The following is a 21,063-nucleotide window of genomic DNA, read 5'->3' as shown; positions in this document are numbered from 1 at the left end:
GAAAATCTGCAAAATCTAAGCCTAGAAACGAAAGGAATCAGTGGAAAAATGGAAACTACACAAACCAGGCAAACATCGTTAATTTTATGGATTGTAGTGTTTTTTTGGTTCGCCCAATACGTCTACGTCCCTTACCAAACTACCTACCTACTTTTATCACATGTTTCTAGTAATTTAGTCGGTGTCATTATTGGTGCATACGGTATATCACAACTTTTCCTTCGATTACCTGTAGGTGTTCTCGCCGATCTTAGCAGTAATCATAGGCTTTTTATTATTTTAGGATCTTTTTTTGCTGGTGCTGCTTCCTTATTTCGTATTTTTTTACCTGCCGATATTGGCTTTTTAATAGCAAATATTTTATCAGGAATAGCAAGCGCAACTTGGATTTCCTTTATGATATTGTATATGGGATCCTTTACAAAAGGGGACCAAACCCGTGCAACAAGTAAAATTATAATGGCTAATAATGCTGGTATGTTACTTGGTTTTATCACGAGTACTTTCTTGTATGATAGCGTTGGCATGTTGATCATTTGTACATTCAGTTTAGCAGCTGGTCTTATAGCATGTATACTTTCCTTTTTCCTTCATGCAACAAAACCATCTATTCAACCTAAAATACGTGTAATTGATTTATTACAGGTTATAAAAGATAAAAACCTATTGCTTTACTCTTGTCTGGCATTGGTACAACAGGGGGTACAAATGTCTACAACTATGTCCTTTACGAACCAAGTCATCCAGGACCTTGGTGCAACAAATAGGGTAATTGGTTTTTCCTCCATCATCTATATGCTATCTGCCGTTTTATTTGCCAAACTTGCCTCCACTAAATTTCTTCAGCTATGTACAAAAAAGCAGTGGATATATTCCAGCTTTTTATTACTTGGCATATATTGCTTATTGGTTCCTCAATCGAGTTCCATTTTCATTGTTTGTTTCCTACAGGTAATTCCCGGAATAGGCACAGGGGTTTTGTTTTCACTTCTAACTTCTGAGGCACTCCAATCCATTCCTCTGCGAAAGCGCTCAACCGCATTGGGTTTTTTTCAGGCCATCTATGCCTCAGGTATGACTATTTTCCCTGTAATTAGCGGTGGCATTTATGACCAGCTATCCATGAAAGCAGCGTTTCTATTTTTGGCCGGAACTTGTTTTACTGCCTTCTTTATTTCTTTAGTTTATTCTTGTAAGGGAGAAGGAAAATCACCTAAGAAAAAAGTTTCTTAGGTGAACTTTTCCCACACCTAGTATTCCCAGGTTATTCCTAAAACTTGCGAATGCCTGTCACCGTTGCTTTTTTTCAAAAATCTTATAAGGACATTTAGGAGGAAGTCTCCATGACATAATGGTAACAGCCACTCGGCTTGTCATGTACTTGGTATCGATTTTTTATTCACCTAAAAAAGAGGCACTAAAAAATAAGGACCAAATAGAGTACGTTACATGTACTTTATTTGGTCCTTATTTTTTAGCCACATATGTGATTTCTAGCGAAGGCGACTACTGGGGTCGCCGAAGTGATAAGACTGTTAGTGGTTTTCTAACAGGCTTATCGCGGGAGGCATCCCCAAGCGCCGGAGCGAAATTCAATGGATTCGTTTAGTACCAGGTACCCCTAGTCACCAATCAATCCCCGTAACCGCCCCAAAACCAAGCGCCAATAGTATCACAAACGCGGGATGCCACTTCCACTTCTCTAACATTACAAAGCTCACGATAGCAATGATTGCCGTCGATAAATAACCGACTCCCTCTACTGACTCACCTACAAACTGCAACGTCATGAATACGAGTAAGATGGCGATGACTGGGCGAATGAGCTTTGTTAAGTTTTTCACCTCGGATCGATCCTTATACTTAATGAGAATCGACATCAACCCAATCAGCAGCATGAGTGAAGGGGCGACAGAGGCAAACAAAGCGATGAAGGCGCCTAGGATTCCACCTTCTGAATAGCCGATGGACGCTGCCATTTTCGTTGCGATGGGTCCGGGCAGCGAATTACCGATGGCGACGACTTCACTGAATTCTTGCGTAGTCATCCAGCCATAGGTGTCAACAACCTCGTTTTCGACGAGAGGAATCGTGGCGGGTCCCCCGCCATAGCCAAGCATTCCTGAGATGAAAAAGGCTAGAAATAGCTGCCAGTAGATCATACGTTTTTCCCCCTTTTCAGCATAGGCAAGAAGATTAATATAATTATTGCCAGGATAAGAAACGCTGGATGGATGTGCAGGGCTTCCATCAGTATTCCAGCCGCAATCAGCATGACCACCGCTCTTTTCCAGCCCAGTGTATCACCCGATTTTTTGATGAAGTCCCAAGACAAGACACCTAGCATAACGGCCACAACAGGTACGACGGAAGCTGACATATTCTGAACCCACGGGATATCCTTATACTTCTGTAATAGTCCGATTAACAGAACCATCATTAGAGACGTAGGGATAACGGATGCAATTAGAGCATTAATACATCCTGTTTTCCCACCCACTTTGTAGCCGATATAGCCAGCAAGTTTTGTTGCAATCGGTCCAGGCAATGTGTTCGCCAAGGCCAATGTATCACCGAATTCTTCTTCATCCATCCAGCCATATTTGCGCACGACTTCCTGATGGAATAACGGAATTGCTGAAGGGCCTCCTCCGAAACCTAGCAAACCAACTCTGCAAAATGCGATGAATAGATCCACCTGGAGTCTCCATCTATTATTCGTAGTTCCACCTTCCACTCCTGGTGGATTCGACTTATTTTTTACCAAACTGCAATCGCTCCATCCGTCCGTGATTCTGTACCGCCCTGCAGCACACCCGTCACCGGATTACGCCATATAATCTGCCCACGTCCAAAACTGCCGCTATCCTTAGCAATGGTGACTTCATGCCCTTTCACAATCAATTCCTTCACCAAACGTTCCGGGAACTCCGGTTCTACCAGTATTTTCTTACCTGCAATCCATTGCCATCTCGGCACATCCAATGCCGCTTGCGGATTCAACAAGAAGTCTACTGTGTTGAGCACAACTTGATAGTGTCCTTGAGGTTGCATATAACCACCCATGACACCAAATGGTCCAACTGCTTGTCTATCCTTCGATAGGAATCCTGGAATAATCGTGTGATAAGTCCGTTTCCCTGGCTTCAATACATTCGGATGACCCTCTTCCAGTGAAAAGTCACACCCACGATTTTGCAGGCCAATGCCTGTTCCCGGTACCACAATGCCCGAACCAAAGCCCATGTAGTTGGACTGGATGAAGGACACCATATTCCCTTCCTCATCAGCCGTTGCCAGGTAGACCGTTCCTCCCTTTGGCAAATCATACACTTGTGGTTCTAGTGCTTCATCACCAATCAATGCGGAACGTTTTTTGGCATACTCTTCCGATAATAGATATGCCGTTTCAACTGGCATATCCGCTTCCTCTGTGATAAATGCTTTGCCGTCTGTGAAGGCTAACTTCATGCTTTCGATTTGCTCATGGAGTGTCTGGACTGAATTCCACTCTGGTTTACTTTGTTTGTTATAGATATTGAGCGCCATGAGTGCGACCATGCCATGACCATTCGGTGGAATTTCCCATACATCATACCCTTTATAGTTCACAGAAATGGGCTCTACCCACTCTGGCTTGTAGGCAGCAAGATCTTCTTTGGATAAAAATCCGCCGTACTTTTTCATATAGGCATCGATTTGATTCGCAATTTCTCCTCCATAAAAATCACGTGCATCTGTGTCTGCAATGGCCCGCAGTGTTTTTGCATGGCCTGGCGAAGACCACATTTCACCTGTTTCAGGTGCACGTCCATTTGGTGCAAAGGTGTCAAACCATGCTGTGAATTCATCGCCCGTGAGCTTTTCTTTAAATTTTTTATAAGCGATTCCCCAGTATTTCGCGAGGATTGGGGTCAATGGATAGCCTTCTTCTGCGTAGCGTATCGCAGGTACCAGCACTTCTTTCAAGGGTAGCTTGCCAAATCTACGTGATAATTCTGCCCAAGCAGCCGGTTCACCAGGAACTGTTATCGGCACCATGCCATGAACCGGCATCTTGTCATGCCCAAGTGCTTTCACAGCTTCGGGCGTTAATGTGGCAGGTGCTGGGCCGGATGCATTGAGTCCGTAGAGCTTATCTTTCACCCAAACGAGTGCAAATGCATCGCCACCGATTCCATTTGAAGTTGGTTCGACGACTGTCAGCGCTGCTGCAGTAGCAATGGCTGCATCGATAGCGTTACCACCTTTTTGCATAATCTCCAGCCCTGCATTAGCTGCAAGAGGCTGCGAAGTGGCAACCATGCCTTTTCGTGCAAATACGGTATGACGTTGTGATTGGTACGGGTGGTATAAATAATCCATGAAAATCCCCCTCGGTGTTGTAATACTCTGATTATACCTTGGATAGTTGTAACTATATATACTCACAGGCGAATGCCTGTCACCGTTGCTTTTTCACATGGACTTTATAAGGACGTTATGAGAATGTCTCCATGGCATAGTGGTAACAGGCACTCGGATGGTCATGTAATATACTTGGGGGCTATTTTTATTCATATAAAAAATAAGAACCAAATAAGAGGTGCGTTAAATGCCCATAATTGGTTCTTATTTTCGATTTAGGACTCCTTATTTGGTTCTTATTCTATAGATACATCTAGATTCCAAGTGTGCAGATAGTGAAAATACCTTGATTTAATCAGAATATCGTAAGAAACAAGTGAAAAAAATAATTAAAAAATAAGGACCAAATAAGGTACGCTAAATGCACCTTATTTGGTCCTTATTTTATAACTACACATATGATTCTACCTAATCTCCAGCGAAGGCACCTACTAGGGTCGCTGAAGCGCCAAGCGTTATTGAGGGGATTCTTTATGTCAATATGTATAATAAAAGCCCTTCCACACGTAAACAACCGTATGAAAGGCCTCTCTTATTATTCCTTCGTAAATTCTTTAGTGCTTCTCACCGTATCAATCGGACGCACCATGTTCTCGATTTGCTCGCGTTGCCCTTCTAAAAACGGAGGTAGCGATAGTTTTTCGCCAAGTGTTTCGTATGGTTCATCGCCCATGAAGCCCGGTCCGTCTGTGGCGAATTCGAAAAGAATGCCTGGTGCTACTCGTGAATACAACGATTCGAAGAAGAAGCGATCGACGTAGCCGGATGTGCGTAAGCCAAAGCTTTCGATGCGCTCCGTCCATTCGTCCAGTACAGCACGGTCTTCGACACGGAATGCTGCGTGGTGGACGGTACCAAAGCCTTGTTGACCTGGCGGAAGTACATCATTTTTTTCCACAATAACTTGTGCGCCATTTCCGCCTTCACCAACTTCGAATAAATGCAAATCTCCCTCTTGCGCAATTTCCTTGAATAATAGCACCTTTTCCAGTACCTCTTTCATATAATCAAATTCAATAATACGAATATGGATCGGTCCTAGTCCAGTGATGGCATATTCCAATGGAACGGGCCCTTTTTGCCATGGTGTACCGGATGCAATGCCTTTATTGTTTTCATCTGAAATCATTTGGTATTGCTGGTCATCGAAATCGACGAATGACAGTACTTTGACGCCAAACTGCTCTTCAATGCCGTCATGCTTCACACCTAGTCGATCAAAGCGCTTCACCCAATAGTCTAATGCAGCATCCGTCGGCACACGGAAAGCTGTTCTATAGATTTCGTTTGTACCGTGCGTACCTTTTTGAATGCCTGGGAAATCGAAAAATGTCATGTCTGTTCCCGCGCCGCCTACGTCATCTGCAAAGAATAGGTGGTACGTTTGAATGTCATCTTGGTTGACCGTTTTCTTCACTAAACGCATGCCTAGTACATAGGTGAAAAATTTGTAATTCTCCTCTGCGCTACTTGTAATGGCTGTTACGTGATGCATTCCTTTTAAATGATTCATGAGTAGTCCTCCAATATATGTTTTATGTCCATATAACAATTATCTTGAATTCAAGATAATTTTATAATAGATATACGACAATGTCAATATCTTTGATTTGAAATGGCTTACACAATCTTTACATTACTTTTACATTAAACTTTTATCCTATGTCTTATACTTATAAATAGCTATATGTCGTAGGGGGTCTTTAGACATGAAAATCACTGTTGGGAAAAAGTTATGGATCGGCTTTTCATCTCTATTAGTTATTTTAATACTCATTGGCGTCACCGGATTATGGACATTGACGAAATTAAATGATGAGTACCGTTATTTAATAGACGATAAAATACGTAAAGTTGTGTTGTTCGAGCAATTATTAGCGCAGCAAAATGAAGATGCCAAAAATATCTCTGGGTTTTTCATTTATCAGGATGAGTCGTATTTGACGCGTCGCGAGGAGGTCATCGCGGCCAGTAAAGCAAACTTGAAAGAATTGGATCGACTTGTCCGCACACCCTCTGCACGAGAGCTATTGAAGGAAGTGCGAGAAGCGTTAATCAGTTATCAGGATATTAGTGAAATTGTCATTCGTGATATACAAGATGGTCAGCTAGAAACGGCGTCAAAAATAGCTGCCGAGGGACAGATTTACGAAATTGCTGTCACTGACACCCTTCGAGAATTGATTAAACACCAAGAAAGTCAGCAAGCGGTGACCGAAAAGGAGTTGCAAGATGTCTTGCAATGGATTCGCCTACTCATTGCCGGCATGATTGGATTTGCTATTGTCGCTAGTATCGTCATTGCGCGCCACATTAGCCTTAGTATTGCCCGGCCTGTCGGAACCATGACAGGAATGCTGAAAAGATTAGCAACTGGTGATTTTGCTGTGGACCCCACGGTCATTCGTAACAAAGATGAGCTAGGGGAAATGGCGGATGCTTTGAATGATATGGTAGCAGATCTCCGCGGTATTATTACGAATGCAAGATCTTCTGCCAACCAACTCGCTAATCATGCTGAAGCATTATCTGCTAGCTCCGAAGAAAGCCTTGCTGCTTCTGAAATGGTCGCAGGCATAACAGAGCGTAATTTGTTAACCAATGAACAACAAGCGTCCACTGTGAAAGAGTCCGCTGTTTCCATCGCTGAAATGGTCACCGGCATCGACCGCATTACGGCAGACAATGAAGCCTTACAAAGTGCTTCGGCATCAGTTTCGCAACTTGTCGACGATGGAGCGACCTTCATGAATGATTTCACCCATCAGATGCAATCCATTCGCACAACAATGGGACAATCTACGGACATCATCAGTGAAATGGCGACACATTCGGAACAAATTCGTACTGTAACAGCACTCATAACAGGTATTGCAGACCAAACTAACTTATTGGCATTGAATGCAGCAATTGAAGCAGCACGAGCCGGTGAACATGGCAAAGGATTTTCAGTTGTAGCCGAAGAGGTCCGTAAACTCGCTGAACAATCCAAGCAGTCTGCGGCTGAAATTGGTCGGATGATGGATGCCATGATTCACAATGTAGGCCGAGCTGTTACGAGTACGGAAGATAGCAGCCAACGTGTTCAAGCGGGGCTTGTAGTTACCGAAAAAACGGGAGCCATATTTAACAGTATTGAGAACGCGGCGGCTGATATGAGCCAGAAGCTCGCCACTGTTTCTATCGCAATTGAACATATTCGCACAATGACAGATAAAGTGGCCTATGAATCAGCTAGCATCGAAGAGCTTGCAATGCAATCAGCCAGTGAAGCGCAATCCTCAAGCGCCGCAACCGAAGAACAGCTAGCGACTACTGAAGAAATTTCATCAAGTGCACAAACGCTGTCCAAACTGGCGGAGACACTGCAAGGTGATATGGCGCGGTTTACGGTCTAAAAAGAGTAGGTACATGACATGCGATAACGCATTCCCATGCTATACTGAAGAAAAGGATTCGGAGGGATTTTGATGGCAGAGTCAAAAACTAATCGAAGAATAACGATTTCAGAAATTATCGAATGGGATGGCAGTTGGGAATTGATTGACGGCATACCCTACAACATGACGCCTGCTCCTACCACACACCATCAACAAATTGTCGGAGAACTTTTTTTCGCACTACGGACACATTTTGGCAATGATGGTTGTTCTGTATTTGTAGCACCTTACGATATCCAAATTGATGAGGTAGATGAGTATACAATTGTACAGCCTGACATTTCTGTATTTTGTAATAAAAATCAGGTTGGAGAAAAGCGTGCACAAGGTGCGTCGGACTTAATGATTGAAGTCTTGTCCCCCTCTACCGCCTTAAAAGATCGTAACCATAAATTTAATTTATATGAACGGACTGGCGTTACAGAATATTGGCTTGCCGACCCTCATAATAAAACCATTGAAGTGTACGGCTTATCGGAAGGCAGATACCTAAAACGGCAAGTATTTGGGCATGAAGATACCCTGTCATCATTTGTTTTTTCGGAACTGACAATTGACTTGAATAAAATATTTTCAAACTAAACCATCCGTAGAGGGTGCTTTTTCAATTCATTAAATTTACGATTGGCGCAGGACTTATTTCGACCGCTATGCTGTTTACAACATGAAAAACCTCACTCCACAGTGAGGTTTCCACTCCCTTCCTATTCCCTAACAATCGGCATTGAGCAACATCTAAAGGAACCGCCAGATTTAATAATTTCAGAGAAATCGACTTCGATGACTTCAAATCCGTGGGCACGCATTTGCGTGTTCACATTTTTGTTTTGTGGCAGGCTGAACACTTTTTTATCGCCAATTGAAAGGACATTTGTGCCCAATGTAAATTGTTCTGCTTCGGATACTTCGATGAGTTTATATTTCCTTGCTGAAAGCATGTCGATTGTTTCTGCATCGAGTGCTTTCGGGAAGATTAGCCCTACTTCGGGTGATAAAATATTGAATACACAGTCGAGGTGCAAGTATTTTTCATTAAATGGAACTTGGATAATTTCGTAGTCAGGTAAATCATGCCTCAATTTCCGGACTGCTTCTTCAGATGTACGACTGCTGATGCCGACGTATAGCGTGCTCCGATCTACAATGACGTCTCCGCCTTCGACTCGATCTGTCGTTGTTTGGAATGAGATATCCTCGTCTTCCAACCACTCCTCAAGTATCTCTTCCTCTCCCTTACGAATATCGCTAGCCATTTCTGCAACGAAGACATCGTCTCCAACGGTGAAACCAATGTCTCGCGTGAAAACCTGTTCTGGGAATTGTGCGGATGACGGCAGTTTGATGACTTCGACTCCGTATTCCTTCAGCATTTTTTCAAAGTTTTTATGTTGTTTCATCGCAAGTTCCACGTTTATATTTTCATCTTCATACTTCTTTTGTACATCATTGATTACCTCTTCGATTGACATGAATTTTGGCTGGCATAGGATGACACGGCGCAGCGTATCATATTCTGTATCGCACTGAGTTAACGGTGTCTCTTCCACTGGGGTGCTCATTTTTCATCCTCCAAATAAATGTAGTCGTCTTCATTGGTGTTCCCTTTGACAGTTGATTTAAACATGCTTATTTAGAGTAGTAAAAATTACTGGAATGGAGGAAGTATCATGATGCAGACAGAAGATGCTTTATTGACAAAAGAGGATTTTGCAAAGCGTACGGACTTGCCCGATTGGTTGTTGAAGGAATACCGAACGTTTCATAAGACAGTGACGGATAAGACATTTCCCTGTTATTTCGGGATGAATGGTGAGCTGAAAGGTGAATTGCGTTATGCCTATGTGACACAAGATGATTGGTCTCATTTGCCGGCTGCATTGAAGTCATTTTTGGCATTGTTCAAAGAGCCCAATCATAAGCGACATGGGTTATTTGTATTTGTAGAGCCTTTTGAAATAGAAGGTTTGTTAGAGGATTATCGCCAGCAATTTTGGGAGATTCTACAATACTTGCACGAAGTAGATAAGATAGAATGGCCTGCTAGGAGCCCGCGAAATTCGGAGCATTACTTGTGGGATTTTCATTTCCACGGAGAGCCCATTTTTGTTTTTGGCAATGCACCCGCTTATAAGCAACGGAAAACACGGGATCTTGGTAACGCAATGGTGATTGGGTTTCAGCCTAGGACAATTTTTGAGGGATTAAAAGGAACAGAACCCGGTGGAATGATGTCACGCGAAAAAGTACGGGAGCGTGTGGCAGTCTGGGATCAGTTACCGAAGCATCCTGACATTAGTCATTTTGGCGATCCGACGCATCATGAATGGAAACAGTTTTTCATCGGAGATGATGCGGAGCCTATTCAAGGAAATTGTCCGTTTAAGCATAAGGACATGGAGTAAAAGCCGTCCAAATTGGGCGGCCTTTGTCTTCGTATGGTGTCCCCTGCCTTACTTGTACATTTCCTTGGCTTCATGCACAATGTCTTGCAGGCCATCCGAATCACCATCAAGATAGTTGGTCGGAAGTACTTTTCGAATGATTAAATCATTTTCAGTCATCACTACTTGTACCTCTTCGCCTATTCCAACTTTCAAGTGCGCCAACATTTCTGGAGAAAAAGTAATGCCACAAGCATCCTCGATTTGTACAATCTGCTGAATTTGAATGGCCATGTTCTTATGCGTCCAATCTCTTTCCACGTCAATCGCCTCGCCCTCTGTCGATTTCCCGGGAAATACAGCGAATTATTTCTCCGCAGTTGCGTACCATACCAACATCTCCCGTTTACACTTCTTATTATAGAACGTATATTCTATTCAATCAAATACTGAAACATCATTAACAACCCAAATCTTACTTCATCACAAACCGCTCAATAAGCTCTTTTGTCAACTCAAATCGCGGGTTAATGGTATCCATTCCGCCTGCTTCCACATCCATCACAACCGTAATAATCCGCCGAGCATCGAAAACACCTGTACTGACCAAACATGAACCTGCCTGATCTGTATAACCGGTCTTCAATCCATCGATTCCAGGGTAAGCTTGCGGCATGCCTGGCAGCATTAAATTTGTACTCCATAGTCGTGCACCTTCACTTGTCGTAAAGTCAGTCATTCTTGCAACGTCGAGCACTTCAGGATATTTGGCTAATAATTGCTGCGCTAGCACTGCGACATCTCGAGCAGATGACAGATTTGTTTCATCTTGTCCTTTGCCGATATAGTCGCCATCCAGCCCACTGGCATTGTAAAAAGTCGTCTCCTTGAGCCCGAAATGTGTTGCTTGTTTATTCATTAACCCAACAAAGGCCTTTTCCGTTCCGCCAACCATTTCAGCAAGTGCCATAGCAGCATCATTTGCCGAGATGACAGTCATGGCGATGAACAACTCTTCTACTGTATAGGAGTGACCTGCCACTATGCCCAATTTAACCGCACCCGCTTGCTGTGTCATCTGCTGCACATACTCACTTGGCTGGTAAACACTTTCCCATGTTAATGTCCCATTATTTATGGCATTGAGCACCAAGTATTGTGTCATCAGCTTGGACATACTCGCAATTGGCAATGGTTGTTTACTATTGTCTTCATACAATACTTTTCCCGTCTCTGCTTCCATAACAATAGTAGCTTCCGCACTGCTGTTCATCTCAACGTCCTCTTCTGACATCAACAGCTTGTCCTTCCACACAAAGGCGAGGCTGAGCGCACAAATCACTATAATCAATCCTAATTTCTTCATTTCATTCACACCTCATTCATTTCTATCCTTTCATTATAAACATCGAAAATGAAGAATCTTGTAGAATAATCATGAAGAATTTCTTAAGTTTCCTCACACACACCACCGCCAGCTTTCCCGAATAGTATAGACTAACGATATGATGATGGGGGGCGTTTGAAGGTTGGGGCAATGGGCCACAGCGGTTCGAGGAGGCGTTCCTACAGTCGATGCGTAATCAGTTCGACAGGTTCATTGCTGATACCTGTTTTATGAAGAACCACCTGCTGTTATATGTTGAACATATAAAAACTCCGCTCGGAAGACTGCAATCCTTCTGAGCGGAGTTTTCTTTATTCACTCACGCCTCGGCGTGAGTGCGTCTAGATTTTGAATTGAGCTTGAGGCCTACAGGAAGTAGGTCATGCAGTCGTTGCGAATCGAACAGCGCAGGGTTCGATTTGCCGTATTTCTGCGTTCTTTGCAGAAATTAAGGCACTTGCCTTTCAGGACGTCGCGAATTTAGACTGCCTTCCTTAACTCCCCTCAAAATCTATGACATCCGCCGGAGGCTTAACAAGGAGGATTTGAACTTCATTCCTCCTTAATCAGCAAATGTATTTGCTGATTAAAGTTATAATTTTGTGCGCACATCCCATAATTCTGGAAAGAAGCGATGGTCGAGTACCGACTTCAAATAGTTCACACCAGACGAGCCACCTGTTCCCATTTTAAAACCAATGATCCGTTCGACCGTTTTCATATGGCGGAAGCGCCATTGCTGATGGCTATCTTCGATGTCGACCAATTTCTCCGCAAGCTGATATAAATCCCAATAATCATCGACATTGCGGTACACCTCAAGCCAAGCATCTGCCACTGTCGAATCTCCTTGATACGTAACAGTAAAGTCGCGAGTCAGCAATTCGGGCGTAATCGCGAAGCCGGCCCTTGCCAGCGCGCGTATCGCCACATCGTAAATACCCGGCGCACGATAGGCCGCTTCGAGTTCACTTGCTAGCTCCTGGTCTTTCTCGTAAATTTTCAAAATATGTGACTGCTTATAGCCTAGCGCAAACTCGATGAGTCGATTCTGATACGACTGGAAGCCCGACGCCCTGCCCAAGCTCCCACGAAACTCCATATATTCAGCAGGTGTCAACGTCGCCAACACATCCCATGCCTGAATAATCTGCGTCTGTGTTCTAGACACGCGCGCCAGCATTTTAAAAGCTTCCGGCAGTTCGTCTTTTTCAATCAAATCAATCGCCGTACCCAACTCATGCAAAATAAGCTTCATCCACAATTCGCTTACTTGATGAATGACGATGAACAGCATTTCATCATGATGCCCAGACAAGCGCTGCTGACTCGACAACAATGTATCGAGATGCAAATACTCCCCGTATGTCATATTATCCCGAAAATCCGTATGAATTCCTTTTTCACTCATGAGCCCACCTCCGCAATACCGCACGTACAGGACTACCATCGCCATCCCTCAACGGTAATGGCAACGCAATGAGCTCGTAATCCCCCGACTCCACTGCACTGAGTACGATATTCTCCAAAATCATCACGCCGTTGTTATTGAGCGCATGATGCGCCTCCAATAGCTTGCTGTCTTCTGGATCAACGGATGGCGTATCGACGCCAATCAGCCGAACCCCCCGCTCTTTCAATAAAGACCCAATATCTGCACGCAACACGGTAAACTCCTTCGGAAATACATTCGCATCCGGACGACTCCCTGTTTTCAATAAAATCCGTTCTGCACCTCCGAAATCGATACCTTCCAACTCCGCGCGCCCAACACTTTCTGCACCTGTCACATCAATCACTCGCGCTCGTCCGATGTACAAGTCAATCGGTAAATCGAGCACGCGCTTGCCATTATCATCAAAGTGAAACGGCGCATCGATATGCGTCCCCATATGTGTACTTGTTGTCATCTTGCCAATATTAACGGAACCCGTATCTGCTTTCACAAACGCAACTTCATACGTAAACGGCGTGTCGCCTGGCCACTCTGCAATGTCGTTTTGAAGCGGCTGTGAAATATCAATCCATTTCTCTGTCATGCCACAACACCCCTTTGATTGGTGAATTTTTCATAGCGCTTGTCATCCATAATGACTTTCAGTTTCTGCACGGTATGCCAGACGTCTTCAAAGGAATTATACAAAGCAACAGGTGCTAATCGAATGCCATTTGGTGTACGGAAATCTGGAATAACTCCCTCTGCTTTCAGCGCTTTACAAATACGAGCCGCTTCCTCGTGTTCAAGTAAGATGTGACCCCCGCGCGAGTCATCAAGCGGATTGCCAATAGTAAAATCATAAACGGATAGCTCTTCTCGAATTAATTCCAGCATATAGGCTGTTAGTTGAAGTGACTTTTCACGAACACGTTGAATGCCTACCTCCTCAAACAATTCAAGCGCACCTATGACCGGCGCTAGACTGAGGATATGCGGCGTTCCAATTTGGTAGGCCGCTGCATCCACTGCCGAATCCATCGTATGATCCATATCAAACTGCGAGTCTTTTTTGGAACCAAACCAGCCGGCTAATCCAGGCGCTGTACCGCAATGCTTGTCATGAACGAACAAGCCCGCAACGGAACCAGGTCCGCCATTCAAATGCTTATACGTGCACCAAAAAGCGAAATCCGTTCCCCAATTATGCAAGGCATGCTCGACGGCACCAACTGAGTGGCATAAGTCGAAGCCAATGGGAATCCCACGCTCACGTGCCGCCGCTGTCAGCCGCTCCATATCCAATACTTGCCCACTTCTATAGAGCACCGCTGGCAAAACAATAAGCGCAATATCATCCGTCATCGCTGCAATAATATCTGTTTCGTCTAGCAATCTGCCATCACGACTTTTGACACGAACGAGATGTTCAGCAGGCTCGTAGCCCTTTAATAAGAGCTGACTTTTTAACGCATAAATGTCTGATGGGAAATTAAGTTCATCCGCAAGAATCTTTGTTTTATTTCCCGAAGGCTTGTAAAACGTTGCCACAAGCTGATGCAGATTTGTTGTTGTCGACCCTGTCGCGATCACTTCGCTTGCTAGTCCCCCAACTAGTGGCGCCATTTTCTCCCCCACTGACTCTGACAAATAAAACCACGGATTAGCGCCTTCCGTCCAACCATCAATGCCTAGCGTTTTCCATGAATCTAACAATTCATGCAATGTCCGCTCCGCTCGTTTGGATAATAACCCGAGCGAATTACCATCCATATATATCGTCTCTTTTAGTAGGTAAAACTCATCCTTATACTTCGCAAGTTCGTCTTTACCGTCAAGCCCCTGTGCATAATCAACTCCAAACATCTCCAATTCCCCCTTATGCGAACTTTCAGTATTCCATTTCAGCATACCATACTGCGAATGTACCTTGCGAATAGGGTTTATGACCGGCATGGAGCGTGTTATGACCGGCACAAGTAAGCTTATGACCGCCATGCCCCTTTCGCCACAAAAAAACCGACATTTCTGTCGGCTCCCTCAAACAATCATTCACTTAAACCAGCCCTTCTCCTTAAAACGAGAAATCGCCTCAATCCGATTCCCTGCACCGAGCTTTTCAAGAATGGTGGAAATATAATTGCGCACAGTCCCTGGCGTTAAATATAACTCACCTGCAATTTCTTTCGTCGTCCTGCCATCTGCGATAAGCCCTAGCACTTGGCTTTCACGCTCCGTTAACGGATTTTCCGTTTCATCATCCCCGTAAGCAATATCTACAAGCTCCGGTGCATAAATCCTTCTGCCATCCATAATCGTGCGGATAGAACTAACAAGCTCCTCGATTGGACTATCCTTCAACAAATAGCCCCGTACCCCCGCTTTTCGGGCGCGATCAAAATAACCCGTCCTTGCAAACGTCGTCAAAATGATAATTTTACAATCCTTGCCTCGTAATGCCTCCGCCGCATCAAGCCCCGTCATCACCGGCATTTCAATGTCCATAATACACACATCAGGCTGCTGCTCCTTCACTAACGCAACCGCTTCTTCCCCATTTTTCGCCATCCCGACAACTTCCATATCCTCTTCCAAATTGAGTAATGAGCCCAGTGCTCCAAGCATCATTCCTTGGTCTTCTGCTATAACAATACGTATCATGTCAATCGTCCTCCACAATATGTTTTATAATGACAGGAACTCGAATCGATAGTTTCGTACCTTCGCCCCCCTCAATTTGGAGGCTACCGTTTATGAATTCGAGTCGTTCTCGCATCCCCTTCAGCCCACTGCCTGGTAACGTTTCTCCACCTCTCGTAATTCCAATCCCGTTATCTTCCACATTAATAACAAACTCATCTGGCAACTGTTCAAATGCAATCGAGCAAGACGTCCCATAGCTATGTTTCACAACATTTGTCACAGCTTCTTTCAAGCACATACTCAACACATTTTCGACAATTGCCGGGATATTAGTAAATGTCGGATCACCGACAACCGTGAAGTCCATTTCTGCCGCCTTCAAAATTTGCTGAATTCGCATCAATTCATCTTCCAGCTTCATCGCACGCATATCCTCCACCAACTCGCGTACTTCCTTCAATGCCGTACTGGCCGTCTGACGTATATCATGCAACTCTTTTTCAGCTGCATGCGGATCACGCGACACCAATTTTCCTGCTAAATCACTCTTCAAGCCAATCAGCGATAACTTCTGCCCAAGCGTGTCATGGAGATCACGAGCAATCCGTTGACGTTCCTCCATAATGATTAATTCTGAAATCCGTTCTTTCGCATCCTCCAATTGCCCCTCTAAATTCTCACGCTTATTGCGATTATACAAATTGAATGGCAGCAAAACCGTCCCAATGACAGAAATAAGGATGAAATGGACCTGCGGCAAAAACAATTCAATTTCGATGAAGAAACCTGCAACAATCGCACCCACCGTGAACGCAATATGCAGTCCATAAATAATAAAAAACCCAACTGGATTACGGATATTCCCTATAAAAAACGCAGTAAATATAGATAAGTACACATAGCCAAATAACAACGTCATCCCAACACTAATGACCATCTCAAAACTGAGCCACATATAGACAAGCCCACTTTTTGATTTGAATGAAAAGCGGAATGACAAAAAGAACAAAAATAATAGCGATATACCGATAGAAATTTCAATCGGTGAGGATGACCTGAAAATGAAAAAGAACGGTAAAAAACAAAAAATTACCCACGCATAAATACTCAACCATGGATTTTTTGGAAAAATACTATACCAGCTTTGCATATTGTGCATTCACCATCCCATCTTACTTCCATTATAGCAAAATCAATTACGCCTCGGCATAATTGCGTCTAGATTTTGAATCGAGCTTGCTCGATTGACTCCTTTCAAAATCTGTGACATCCGCCGGAGGCTTTGTTTTAATTCAGCGGGAGTTTGAAAACCCACTGAACAGGAAAATAAAATCTCATCCACCTCCTCTATAGAGATGGAAGTCTTCCGCTGAATGAAAATAAACCAGCCATCCCATGAAAGAGATGGCTGGTTGGCAATTTATTTTGTATCAAAACTCGTACGTTTTGGTTTCAAATCGATCGAAGCTCTCGCCTTCTTCACAAGATGCTTCACTTCTTTGAATGCCACAAACCTTTTGCGTTCTGGATCATACAAGCGGAAGCGAATCGATTGCAAACTTGTTTTGATTGTAATTGTCGTTGCCTGGTGAAGGGGCGGTGTTGATTCATGTGCCACTTCCAAATTGTAATTCGGAACACGCGGTGCTAAATGATGCACGTGGTGGAAACCGATATTCCCTGTCGCCCACTGTAACACACGTGGTAATTTATAGTAAGAACTGCCGTCAACAGCAGCTTTCACATAATCCCAATCAGATTCTTCTTCAAAATACGAGTCTTCAAACGTATGCTGAATGTAGAACAACCAAATCCCAAGCGCACCTGCGATAAACATGATAGACCCTTGAACAATGAGGAATGCCTGCCAACCAACAAGTAAAATCATACCTGTATATAAAGCAACCAAAATCACATTCGTCAAATACGTATTATTACGCTCTTTCTTCCGAGCATCCTTGCGATTAAAACGACTTGAAATCAGTACAAGATACAGTGGACCAAATCCAAACATCACAAGTGGATTACGATACAAACGGTAAGCAAGACGCTGCCATTTCGAGGCCTCTACATACTCTTCAATCGTCATGACCCAAATATCCCCAACACCGCGCTTATCGAGATTCGAGCTTGTTGCGTGGTGAATAGAATGTTCACGTTTCCACTTTTCATAAGCAAACAACGTCAACACACCTGTAGCCGTACCTACAATATCATTCATCTTTTTATTTTTGAAAAATGAACCATGCGTGCAATCATGGAAAATGATGAATGTGCGGATGACAAATCCAGACGCAATCACGGAAATTCCTAGTGTCAACCAAATGGACACGGACAAGCTTTGATAGGCTAAAAACCATAATAGTAAAAATGGGGGTATCGTATTGACAATTTGCATAATACTTTTCTTTTGATCTGACTTTGCAAATGGTGCAACATCTTTGTGCAGCTGCTTCGTTTTTTCTTTACTCATAATATCCTCCCTAGTGGATGTTTTTTCGCTCGCTTACTTCTTACTCTCATAGTAAAGAACTTTCAAACTTCACAGAAGACATAAATGTCATGAATTATAATATGATAAGTGTCACTTAATGTGAATTTTTTCACAAACACTTGTCTGGTCAAAATAAAAAGCCATTCCTGTTTTAAGGAATAGCCCTTCTGCGCACTACTCTTTACTTCAACATACCGCCATCCACTTCAAGGACCGTCCCATTAATGAAATCCGATTCATCAGAAGCTAAAAACAAATAAGCATTTGCGATGTCTTCGGGTGTACCGAGTCGTGTATAAGGCGTCAATAATTTAATCTGCCCCATCACTTTCTCAGGTATCGTGCCAATCATATCTGTCTCAATGAAACCCGGTGCGACTGCATTAACATTGATGCCCTTGCGTCCAAATTCTTTTGCCCATGTTTTCGTCATACCAATAACGCCCGCTTTCGACGCTGCATAATTTGTTTGCCCAACGTTGCCGCCTGTTCCGGCAATAGATGATGTATTAATAATTTTCCCCTTACCTTGAGCAAGCATTGCCGGCAAAAAAGCTTGTGTACAGTTGAATACACCCGTCAAATTAACGTCAATGACTTGTTTAAAATCCGCGGCATCCAATTTTAACAGCATTGCATCTTTTGTAATACCAGCATTGTTAATGAGGATATCCACTTTGCCAAACTTACCAACTACCTGACCCGCTACCTCTTTAACATGATCATTATCAGAAACATCTACTTTGAAAAAAGCGGTATCTACCCCTGCATCTCGCAATTCCTGCGCCTTCGCTTCCCCTGCTTGTTCATCAAAATCAAGAATCGCTACTTGTGCTCCCTGTTGCCCAAAGAGTGCCGCTGCAACAGCACCAATTCCATTCGCTCCACCTGTAATGACCGCGGTTTTACTCTGTAAACGCAACATGTACTCCCCCATTCACATTCTATTTATTTCTTATTCCTCTAACTCTTCTAAAGCTTTGTTAATCTTTGATTTTGTAATGGCGCGGTGCGTAGCCTCCCACAGTGCTTTTCCATCTTTCACTAAAAATAGTTGCGGTGACTCATGACGCCTGCCTAAATTGCTTTCAATTTCAGCAGAAACCGGGCGATGATGTTGAATCTTCAAAAAGTATTTTGGAATATCCGTTACCAATTCATCAAACTCTCGCAAAGCAGCTGTACTGACTGGACAGGCTGTGCTATGTTTCAACAGGAATAATCGTTCTTCTTTTGACTGTTCTAATACGGCTTGCCAATCTTGAATGGTCTCTAATTCTTTCATCAATTTTTCATCTCCATTTCAAAGTGTTAGTGAAGCCAACATACTAAGCATAACATCTAGTTCTTTATCCTTCACATCATTCATACATGAAATTTGGAGCCAATTCCTATCGCGTAAATAACTACTTTCATAATGGACATTGAAACCATTCAAAAATAAGTTATCCCCCAGTTGTCCGGCAGAAAGGCCTGCTGGCGGCACAATCGTTATGATTGTAGGAGACGCATGCTGTTGTTCAGCCAAAACTGTAAGCCCCGCCTGCTCAGCACCTTCTCTCACCTTATACGCACGATTTCCAATCGTCGCAAACACTTCTTCTGGATGCTCAAACTTTTGTAAGGCTGCGTCAAGTGCGGACAGCAAGTTGGACGATTGCGTATAAGGAATGCCCCCTGCTTCTGCGTAATTACCCAAGTCGAGATAACGCGGTAATTCATGACAGGCGGCTATGTCTTCATGATGGAAAACGAAAGACAAACCTGCATAACTTAGCAACCCTTTCCCACTAACCCCAGAAGCAAATGTGACACCTGTGAGATTGACTGGTGCTGTCCCAATTGAACTGACACAGTCGACGGCAAGTGCAACTCCTTGTTGTACACAAATTTTTTGCAATGAAACCAAATCATTTAAGACACCTGTCGATGTTTCACAATGGACAGACCATAACCAACTGTAGCGACCTGTCCTTACTGCATTCCGAATGTCCGCTTCACGAAAGGCTGCTCCCCATTCCATTTCGATAATGTCATAGTCCAAGCCAAAACGCTGTGCATGATCAGTGAGCCGCAAACCGAATTCCCCGTTGACAAGAATAAGCCCTTTACCACTGCGGATACTTAATTGTGCCGCAATGACATCGTTTGCTAGTGTTCCTGTCCCCTGCAGAAGTTGGACGTATTTCGCGCCTGTCAATGACATCAACCTGTTTTTCACGTGTTTGAGCACACTGTTGAACTCGGGCGAACGATGTGAAAAGGGCTCTGCCATCATCGTCTTCTTCACTTCTTCAGAAATCGTCGCAGGACCCGGTAAAAAATTAACGGACGGCTTTGATATTCTTCCCGCAACTCCTGCCTCAAATGTCTCTTTCGTCAAATACATCGGTTGGAACGCAGCCTCTTCTGTACCTGTTAATTGAGCAAATGGTGAAAATCCAAGCTGCCTATATAATTTCTGTTCTCTAACCGTTCCTGATATAAGCGCCGCATCATAGCCCGCTTTTAAACAATACCGGACTAACGCTTGGGCAAGCCCTAGAAAAGCACGACCGTTGCGATATGCCTGCTCAATCGCCAAAAGCCTAATTTCTACTAATTTTTCAGCCTGAAAGGGTAATTGCTTCTCCACTGGACCAATTTTTCCGTCCAACGAAAAGGGGCGCTCACTTCTGACCGCGATCATCCCAATAACCCGGTCATCTTTGACGCCGATAATGTATGTATTTTCATCATGAAATTTATCAATAAGTCTGTGCGACTCGTTACGCCCGTGCTGAGGAATTTCTTCGGCAAACGTACGGTAATTCAATTCATGAATCTGTTCAAATTCTGAAGGTGTTTCTGCAATTTTATAGAGCAACCCCATACAT

Annotated in this window: 19 protein-coding genes and 1 pseudogene; 4 read left to right on the top strand and 16 right to left on the bottom strand. The window is 43.7% G+C overall.

Features of this window, described 5'->3' with window-relative positions; translation table 11 throughout:
• Nucleotides 1-48 precede the first annotated feature (48 nt).
• Nucleotides 49-1,233 carry an MFS transporter gene (locus tag N1I80_RS00385; RefSeq protein WP_340736011.1) on the top strand — a complete coding sequence of 395 codons (1,185 nt, stop codon included), beginning with the start codon at nt 49-51 and terminating at the stop codon, nt 1,231-1,233.
• A 392-nt stretch (nt 1,234-1,625) separates the two neighbouring features.
• Here N1I80_RS00385 and N1I80_RS00380 read toward each other — a convergent pair whose 3' ends face one another.
• The 4 genes from N1I80_RS00380 to N1I80_RS00365 form a co-directional block, all read right to left on the bottom strand.
• Nucleotides 1,626-2,162: a chromate transporter gene (locus N1I80_RS00380; protein WP_340736010.1), complete on the bottom strand. Its 537-nt coding sequence runs from the start codon at nt 2,160-2,162 to the stop codon at nt 1,626-1,628.
• Nucleotides 2,159-2,737, bottom strand: a complete 579-nt coding sequence (locus N1I80_RS00375) for a chromate transporter (RefSeq protein WP_340739935.1) — start codon at nt 2,735-2,737, stop codon at nt 2,159-2,161. Before N1I80_RS00375 ends, N1I80_RS00380 begins: the two co-directional genes overlap by 4 nt.
• A 23-nt stretch (nt 2,738-2,760) precedes the next feature.
• Nucleotides 2,761-4,365, bottom strand: coding sequence for a gamma-glutamyltransferase family protein (locus N1I80_RS00370; protein ID WP_340736009.1), 1,605 nt, complete (start codon nt 4,363-4,365; stop codon nt 2,761-2,763).
• Between the two features lie 577 nt (nt 4,366-4,942).
• Nucleotides 4,943-5,920, bottom strand: coding sequence for a ring-cleaving dioxygenase (locus N1I80_RS00365; protein WP_340736008.1), 978 nt, complete (start codon nt 5,918-5,920; stop codon nt 4,943-4,945).
• A gap of 214 nt (nt 5,921-6,134) precedes the next feature.
• On the opposite strand from N1I80_RS00365, the pseudogene N1I80_RS00360 reads away from it, so the two are divergent.
• Together N1I80_RS00360 and N1I80_RS00355 are read left to right on the top strand one after the other, a co-directional pair.
• Nucleotides 6,135-7,805: pseudogene (locus N1I80_RS00360) on the top strand (methyl-accepting chemotaxis protein); the annotation flags it as partial.
• A 72-nt stretch (nt 7,806-7,877) separates the two neighbouring features.
• Nucleotides 7,878-8,429 (top strand): Uma2 family endonuclease, encoded by a 552-nt coding sequence (locus N1I80_RS00355; RefSeq protein ID WP_340736006.1) that lies wholly within the window; start codon nt 7,878-7,880, stop codon nt 8,427-8,429.
• A 122-nt stretch (nt 8,430-8,551) separates the two neighbouring features.
• Here N1I80_RS00355 and N1I80_RS00350 read toward each other — a convergent pair whose 3' ends face one another.
• Entirely contained in the window at nt 8,552-9,406 is an 855-nt protein-coding gene (locus tag N1I80_RS00350) for a dimethylarginine dimethylaminohydrolase family protein (protein ID WP_340736005.1), read from the bottom strand.
• 108 nt (nt 9,407-9,514) lie between these two features.
• On the opposite strand from N1I80_RS00350, the gene N1I80_RS00345 reads away from it, so the two are divergent.
• Nucleotides 9,515-10,249: a YqcI/YcgG family protein gene (locus N1I80_RS00345; protein WP_340736004.1), complete on the top strand. Its 735-nt coding sequence runs from the start codon at nt 9,515-9,517 to the stop codon at nt 10,247-10,249.
• 48 nt (nt 10,250-10,297) lie between these two features.
• Here N1I80_RS00345 and N1I80_RS00340 read toward each other — a convergent pair whose 3' ends face one another.
• From N1I80_RS00340 to N1I80_RS00290, 11 genes are all read right to left on the bottom strand, one after another.
• Nucleotides 10,298-10,549 (bottom strand): hypothetical protein, encoded by a 252-nt coding sequence (locus tag N1I80_RS00340; RefSeq protein WP_340736003.1) that lies wholly within the window; start codon nt 10,547-10,549, stop codon nt 10,298-10,300.
• 154 nt (nt 10,550-10,703) lie between these two features.
• Nucleotides 10,704-11,594 carry a D-alanyl-D-alanine carboxypeptidase family protein gene (locus N1I80_RS00335; RefSeq protein ID WP_340736002.1) on the bottom strand — a complete coding sequence of 297 codons (891 nt, stop codon included), beginning with the start codon at nt 11,592-11,594 and terminating at the stop codon, nt 10,704-10,706.
• Nucleotides 11,595-12,207: 613 nt separating this feature from the next.
• On the bottom strand, nt 12,208-13,065 hold the full coding sequence (gene kynA / locus N1I80_RS00330; RefSeq protein WP_340736001.1) for a tryptophan 2,3-dioxygenase: 858 nt from the start codon (nt 13,063-13,065) through the stop codon (nt 12,208-12,210).
• Nucleotides 13,019-13,654, bottom strand: a complete 636-nt coding sequence (gene kynB, locus N1I80_RS00325) for an arylformamidase (RefSeq protein WP_340736000.1) — start codon at nt 13,652-13,654, stop codon at nt 13,019-13,021. Before kynB ends, kynA begins: the two co-directional genes overlap by 47 nt.
• Nucleotides 13,651-14,916, bottom strand: coding sequence for a kynureninase (gene kynU, locus N1I80_RS00320; RefSeq protein WP_340735999.1), 1,266 nt, complete (start codon nt 14,914-14,916; stop codon nt 13,651-13,653). Before kynU ends, kynB begins: the two co-directional genes overlap by 4 nt.
• Nucleotides 14,917-15,102: 186 nt before the next feature.
• Nucleotides 15,103-15,711: a response regulator transcription factor gene (locus N1I80_RS00315; protein ID WP_340735998.1), complete on the bottom strand. Its 609-nt coding sequence runs from the start codon at nt 15,709-15,711 to the stop codon at nt 15,103-15,105.
• 1 nt (nt 15,712) lies between these two features.
• A complete protein-coding gene (locus tag N1I80_RS00310; RefSeq protein ID WP_340739934.1) occupies nt 15,713-16,843 on the bottom strand; it encodes a sensor histidine kinase in 1,131 nt (376 codons plus the stop codon).
• Nucleotides 16,844-17,113: 270 nt separating this feature from the next.
• Complete coding sequence (locus N1I80_RS00305; RefSeq protein WP_340735997.1) at nt 17,114-18,166, bottom strand: fatty acid desaturase; 1,053 nt, start codon at nt 18,164-18,166, stop codon at nt 17,114-17,116.
• Nucleotides 18,167-18,368: 202 nt separating this feature from the next.
• Complete coding sequence (gene fabG, locus N1I80_RS00300) at nt 18,369-19,109, bottom strand: 3-oxoacyl-ACP reductase FabG (protein WP_340739933.1); 741 nt, start codon at nt 19,107-19,109, stop codon at nt 18,369-18,371.
• A gap of 33 nt (nt 19,110-19,142) precedes the next feature.
• Nucleotides 19,143-19,472 carry a bacillithiol system redox-active protein YtxJ gene (gene ytxJ, locus N1I80_RS00295; protein WP_340739932.1) on the bottom strand — a complete coding sequence of 110 codons (330 nt, stop codon included), beginning with the start codon at nt 19,470-19,472 and terminating at the stop codon, nt 19,143-19,145.
• 18 nt (nt 19,473-19,490) lie between these two features.
• On the bottom strand, nt 19,491-21,059 hold the full coding sequence (locus tag N1I80_RS00290) for an aminotransferase class V-fold PLP-dependent enzyme (protein ID WP_340735996.1): 1,569 nt from the start codon (nt 21,057-21,059) through the stop codon (nt 19,491-19,493).
• Nucleotides 21,060-21,063: the final 4 nt, after the last annotated feature.

Source organism: Sporosarcina sp. FSL K6-3457 (assembly GCF_038007285.1).
Lineage (GTDB): Bacteria > Bacillota > Bacilli > Bacillales_A > Planococcaceae > Sporosarcina.
Note: the sequence above shows the minus strand (reverse complement) of the source record. Positions and strands in the feature narration are given on the sequence as shown.

Coding starts and splice junctions, on each gene's coding strand:
- N1I80_RS00370 (WP_340736009.1), bottom strand. CDS start 4,365: ATGGATTATTTATACCACCCGTACCAATCACAACGTCATACCGTATTT.
- ytxJ (WP_340739932.1), bottom strand. CDS start 19,472: ATGAAAGAATTAGAGACCATTCAAGATTGGCAAGCCGTATTAGAACAG.
- N1I80_RS00335 (WP_340736002.1), bottom strand. CDS start 11,594: ATGAAGAAATTAGGATTGATTATAGTGATTTGTGCGCTCAGCCTCGCC.
- N1I80_RS00385 (WP_340736011.1), top strand. CDS start 49: ATGGAAACTACACAAACCAGGCAAACATCGTTAATTTTATGGATTGTA.
- N1I80_RS00365 (WP_340736008.1), bottom strand. CDS start 5,920: ATGAATCATTTAAAAGGAATGCATCACGTAACAGCCATTACAAGTAGC.
- N1I80_RS00380 (WP_340736010.1), bottom strand. CDS start 2,162: ATGATCTACTGGCAGCTATTTCTAGCCTTTTTCATCTCAGGAATGCTT.
- N1I80_RS00345 (WP_340736004.1), top strand. CDS start 9,515: ATGATGCAGACAGAAGATGCTTTATTGACAAAAGAGGATTTTGCAAAG.
- kynA (WP_340736001.1), bottom strand. CDS start 13,065: ATGGTAGTCCTGTACGTGCGGTATTGCGGAGGTGGGCTCATGAGTGAA.
- N1I80_RS00305 (WP_340735997.1), bottom strand. CDS start 18,166: ATGAGTAAAGAAAAAACGAAGCAGCTGCACAAAGATGTTGCACCATTT.
- kynB (WP_340736000.1), bottom strand. CDS start 13,654: ATGACAGAGAAATGGATTGATATTTCACAGCCGCTTCAAAACGACATT.
- N1I80_RS00315 (WP_340735998.1), bottom strand. CDS start 15,711: ATGATACGTATTGTTATAGCAGAAGACCAAGGAATGATGCTTGGAGCA.
- N1I80_RS00310 (WP_340739934.1), bottom strand. CDS start 16,843: ATGCAAAGCTGGTATAGTATTTTTCCAAAAAATCCATGGTTGAGTATT.
- kynU (WP_340735999.1), bottom strand. CDS start 14,916: ATGTTTGGAGTTGATTATGCACAGGGGCTTGACGGTAAAGACGAACTT.
- N1I80_RS00290 (WP_340735996.1), bottom strand. CDS start 21,059: ATGGGGTTGCTCTATAAAATTGCAGAAACACCTTCAGAATTTGAACAG.
- N1I80_RS00355 (WP_340736006.1), top strand. CDS start 7,878: ATGGCAGAGTCAAAAACTAATCGAAGAATAACGATTTCAGAAATTATC.
- N1I80_RS00350 (WP_340736005.1), bottom strand. CDS start 9,406: ATGAGCACCCCAGTGGAAGAGACACCGTTAACTCAGTGCGATACAGAA.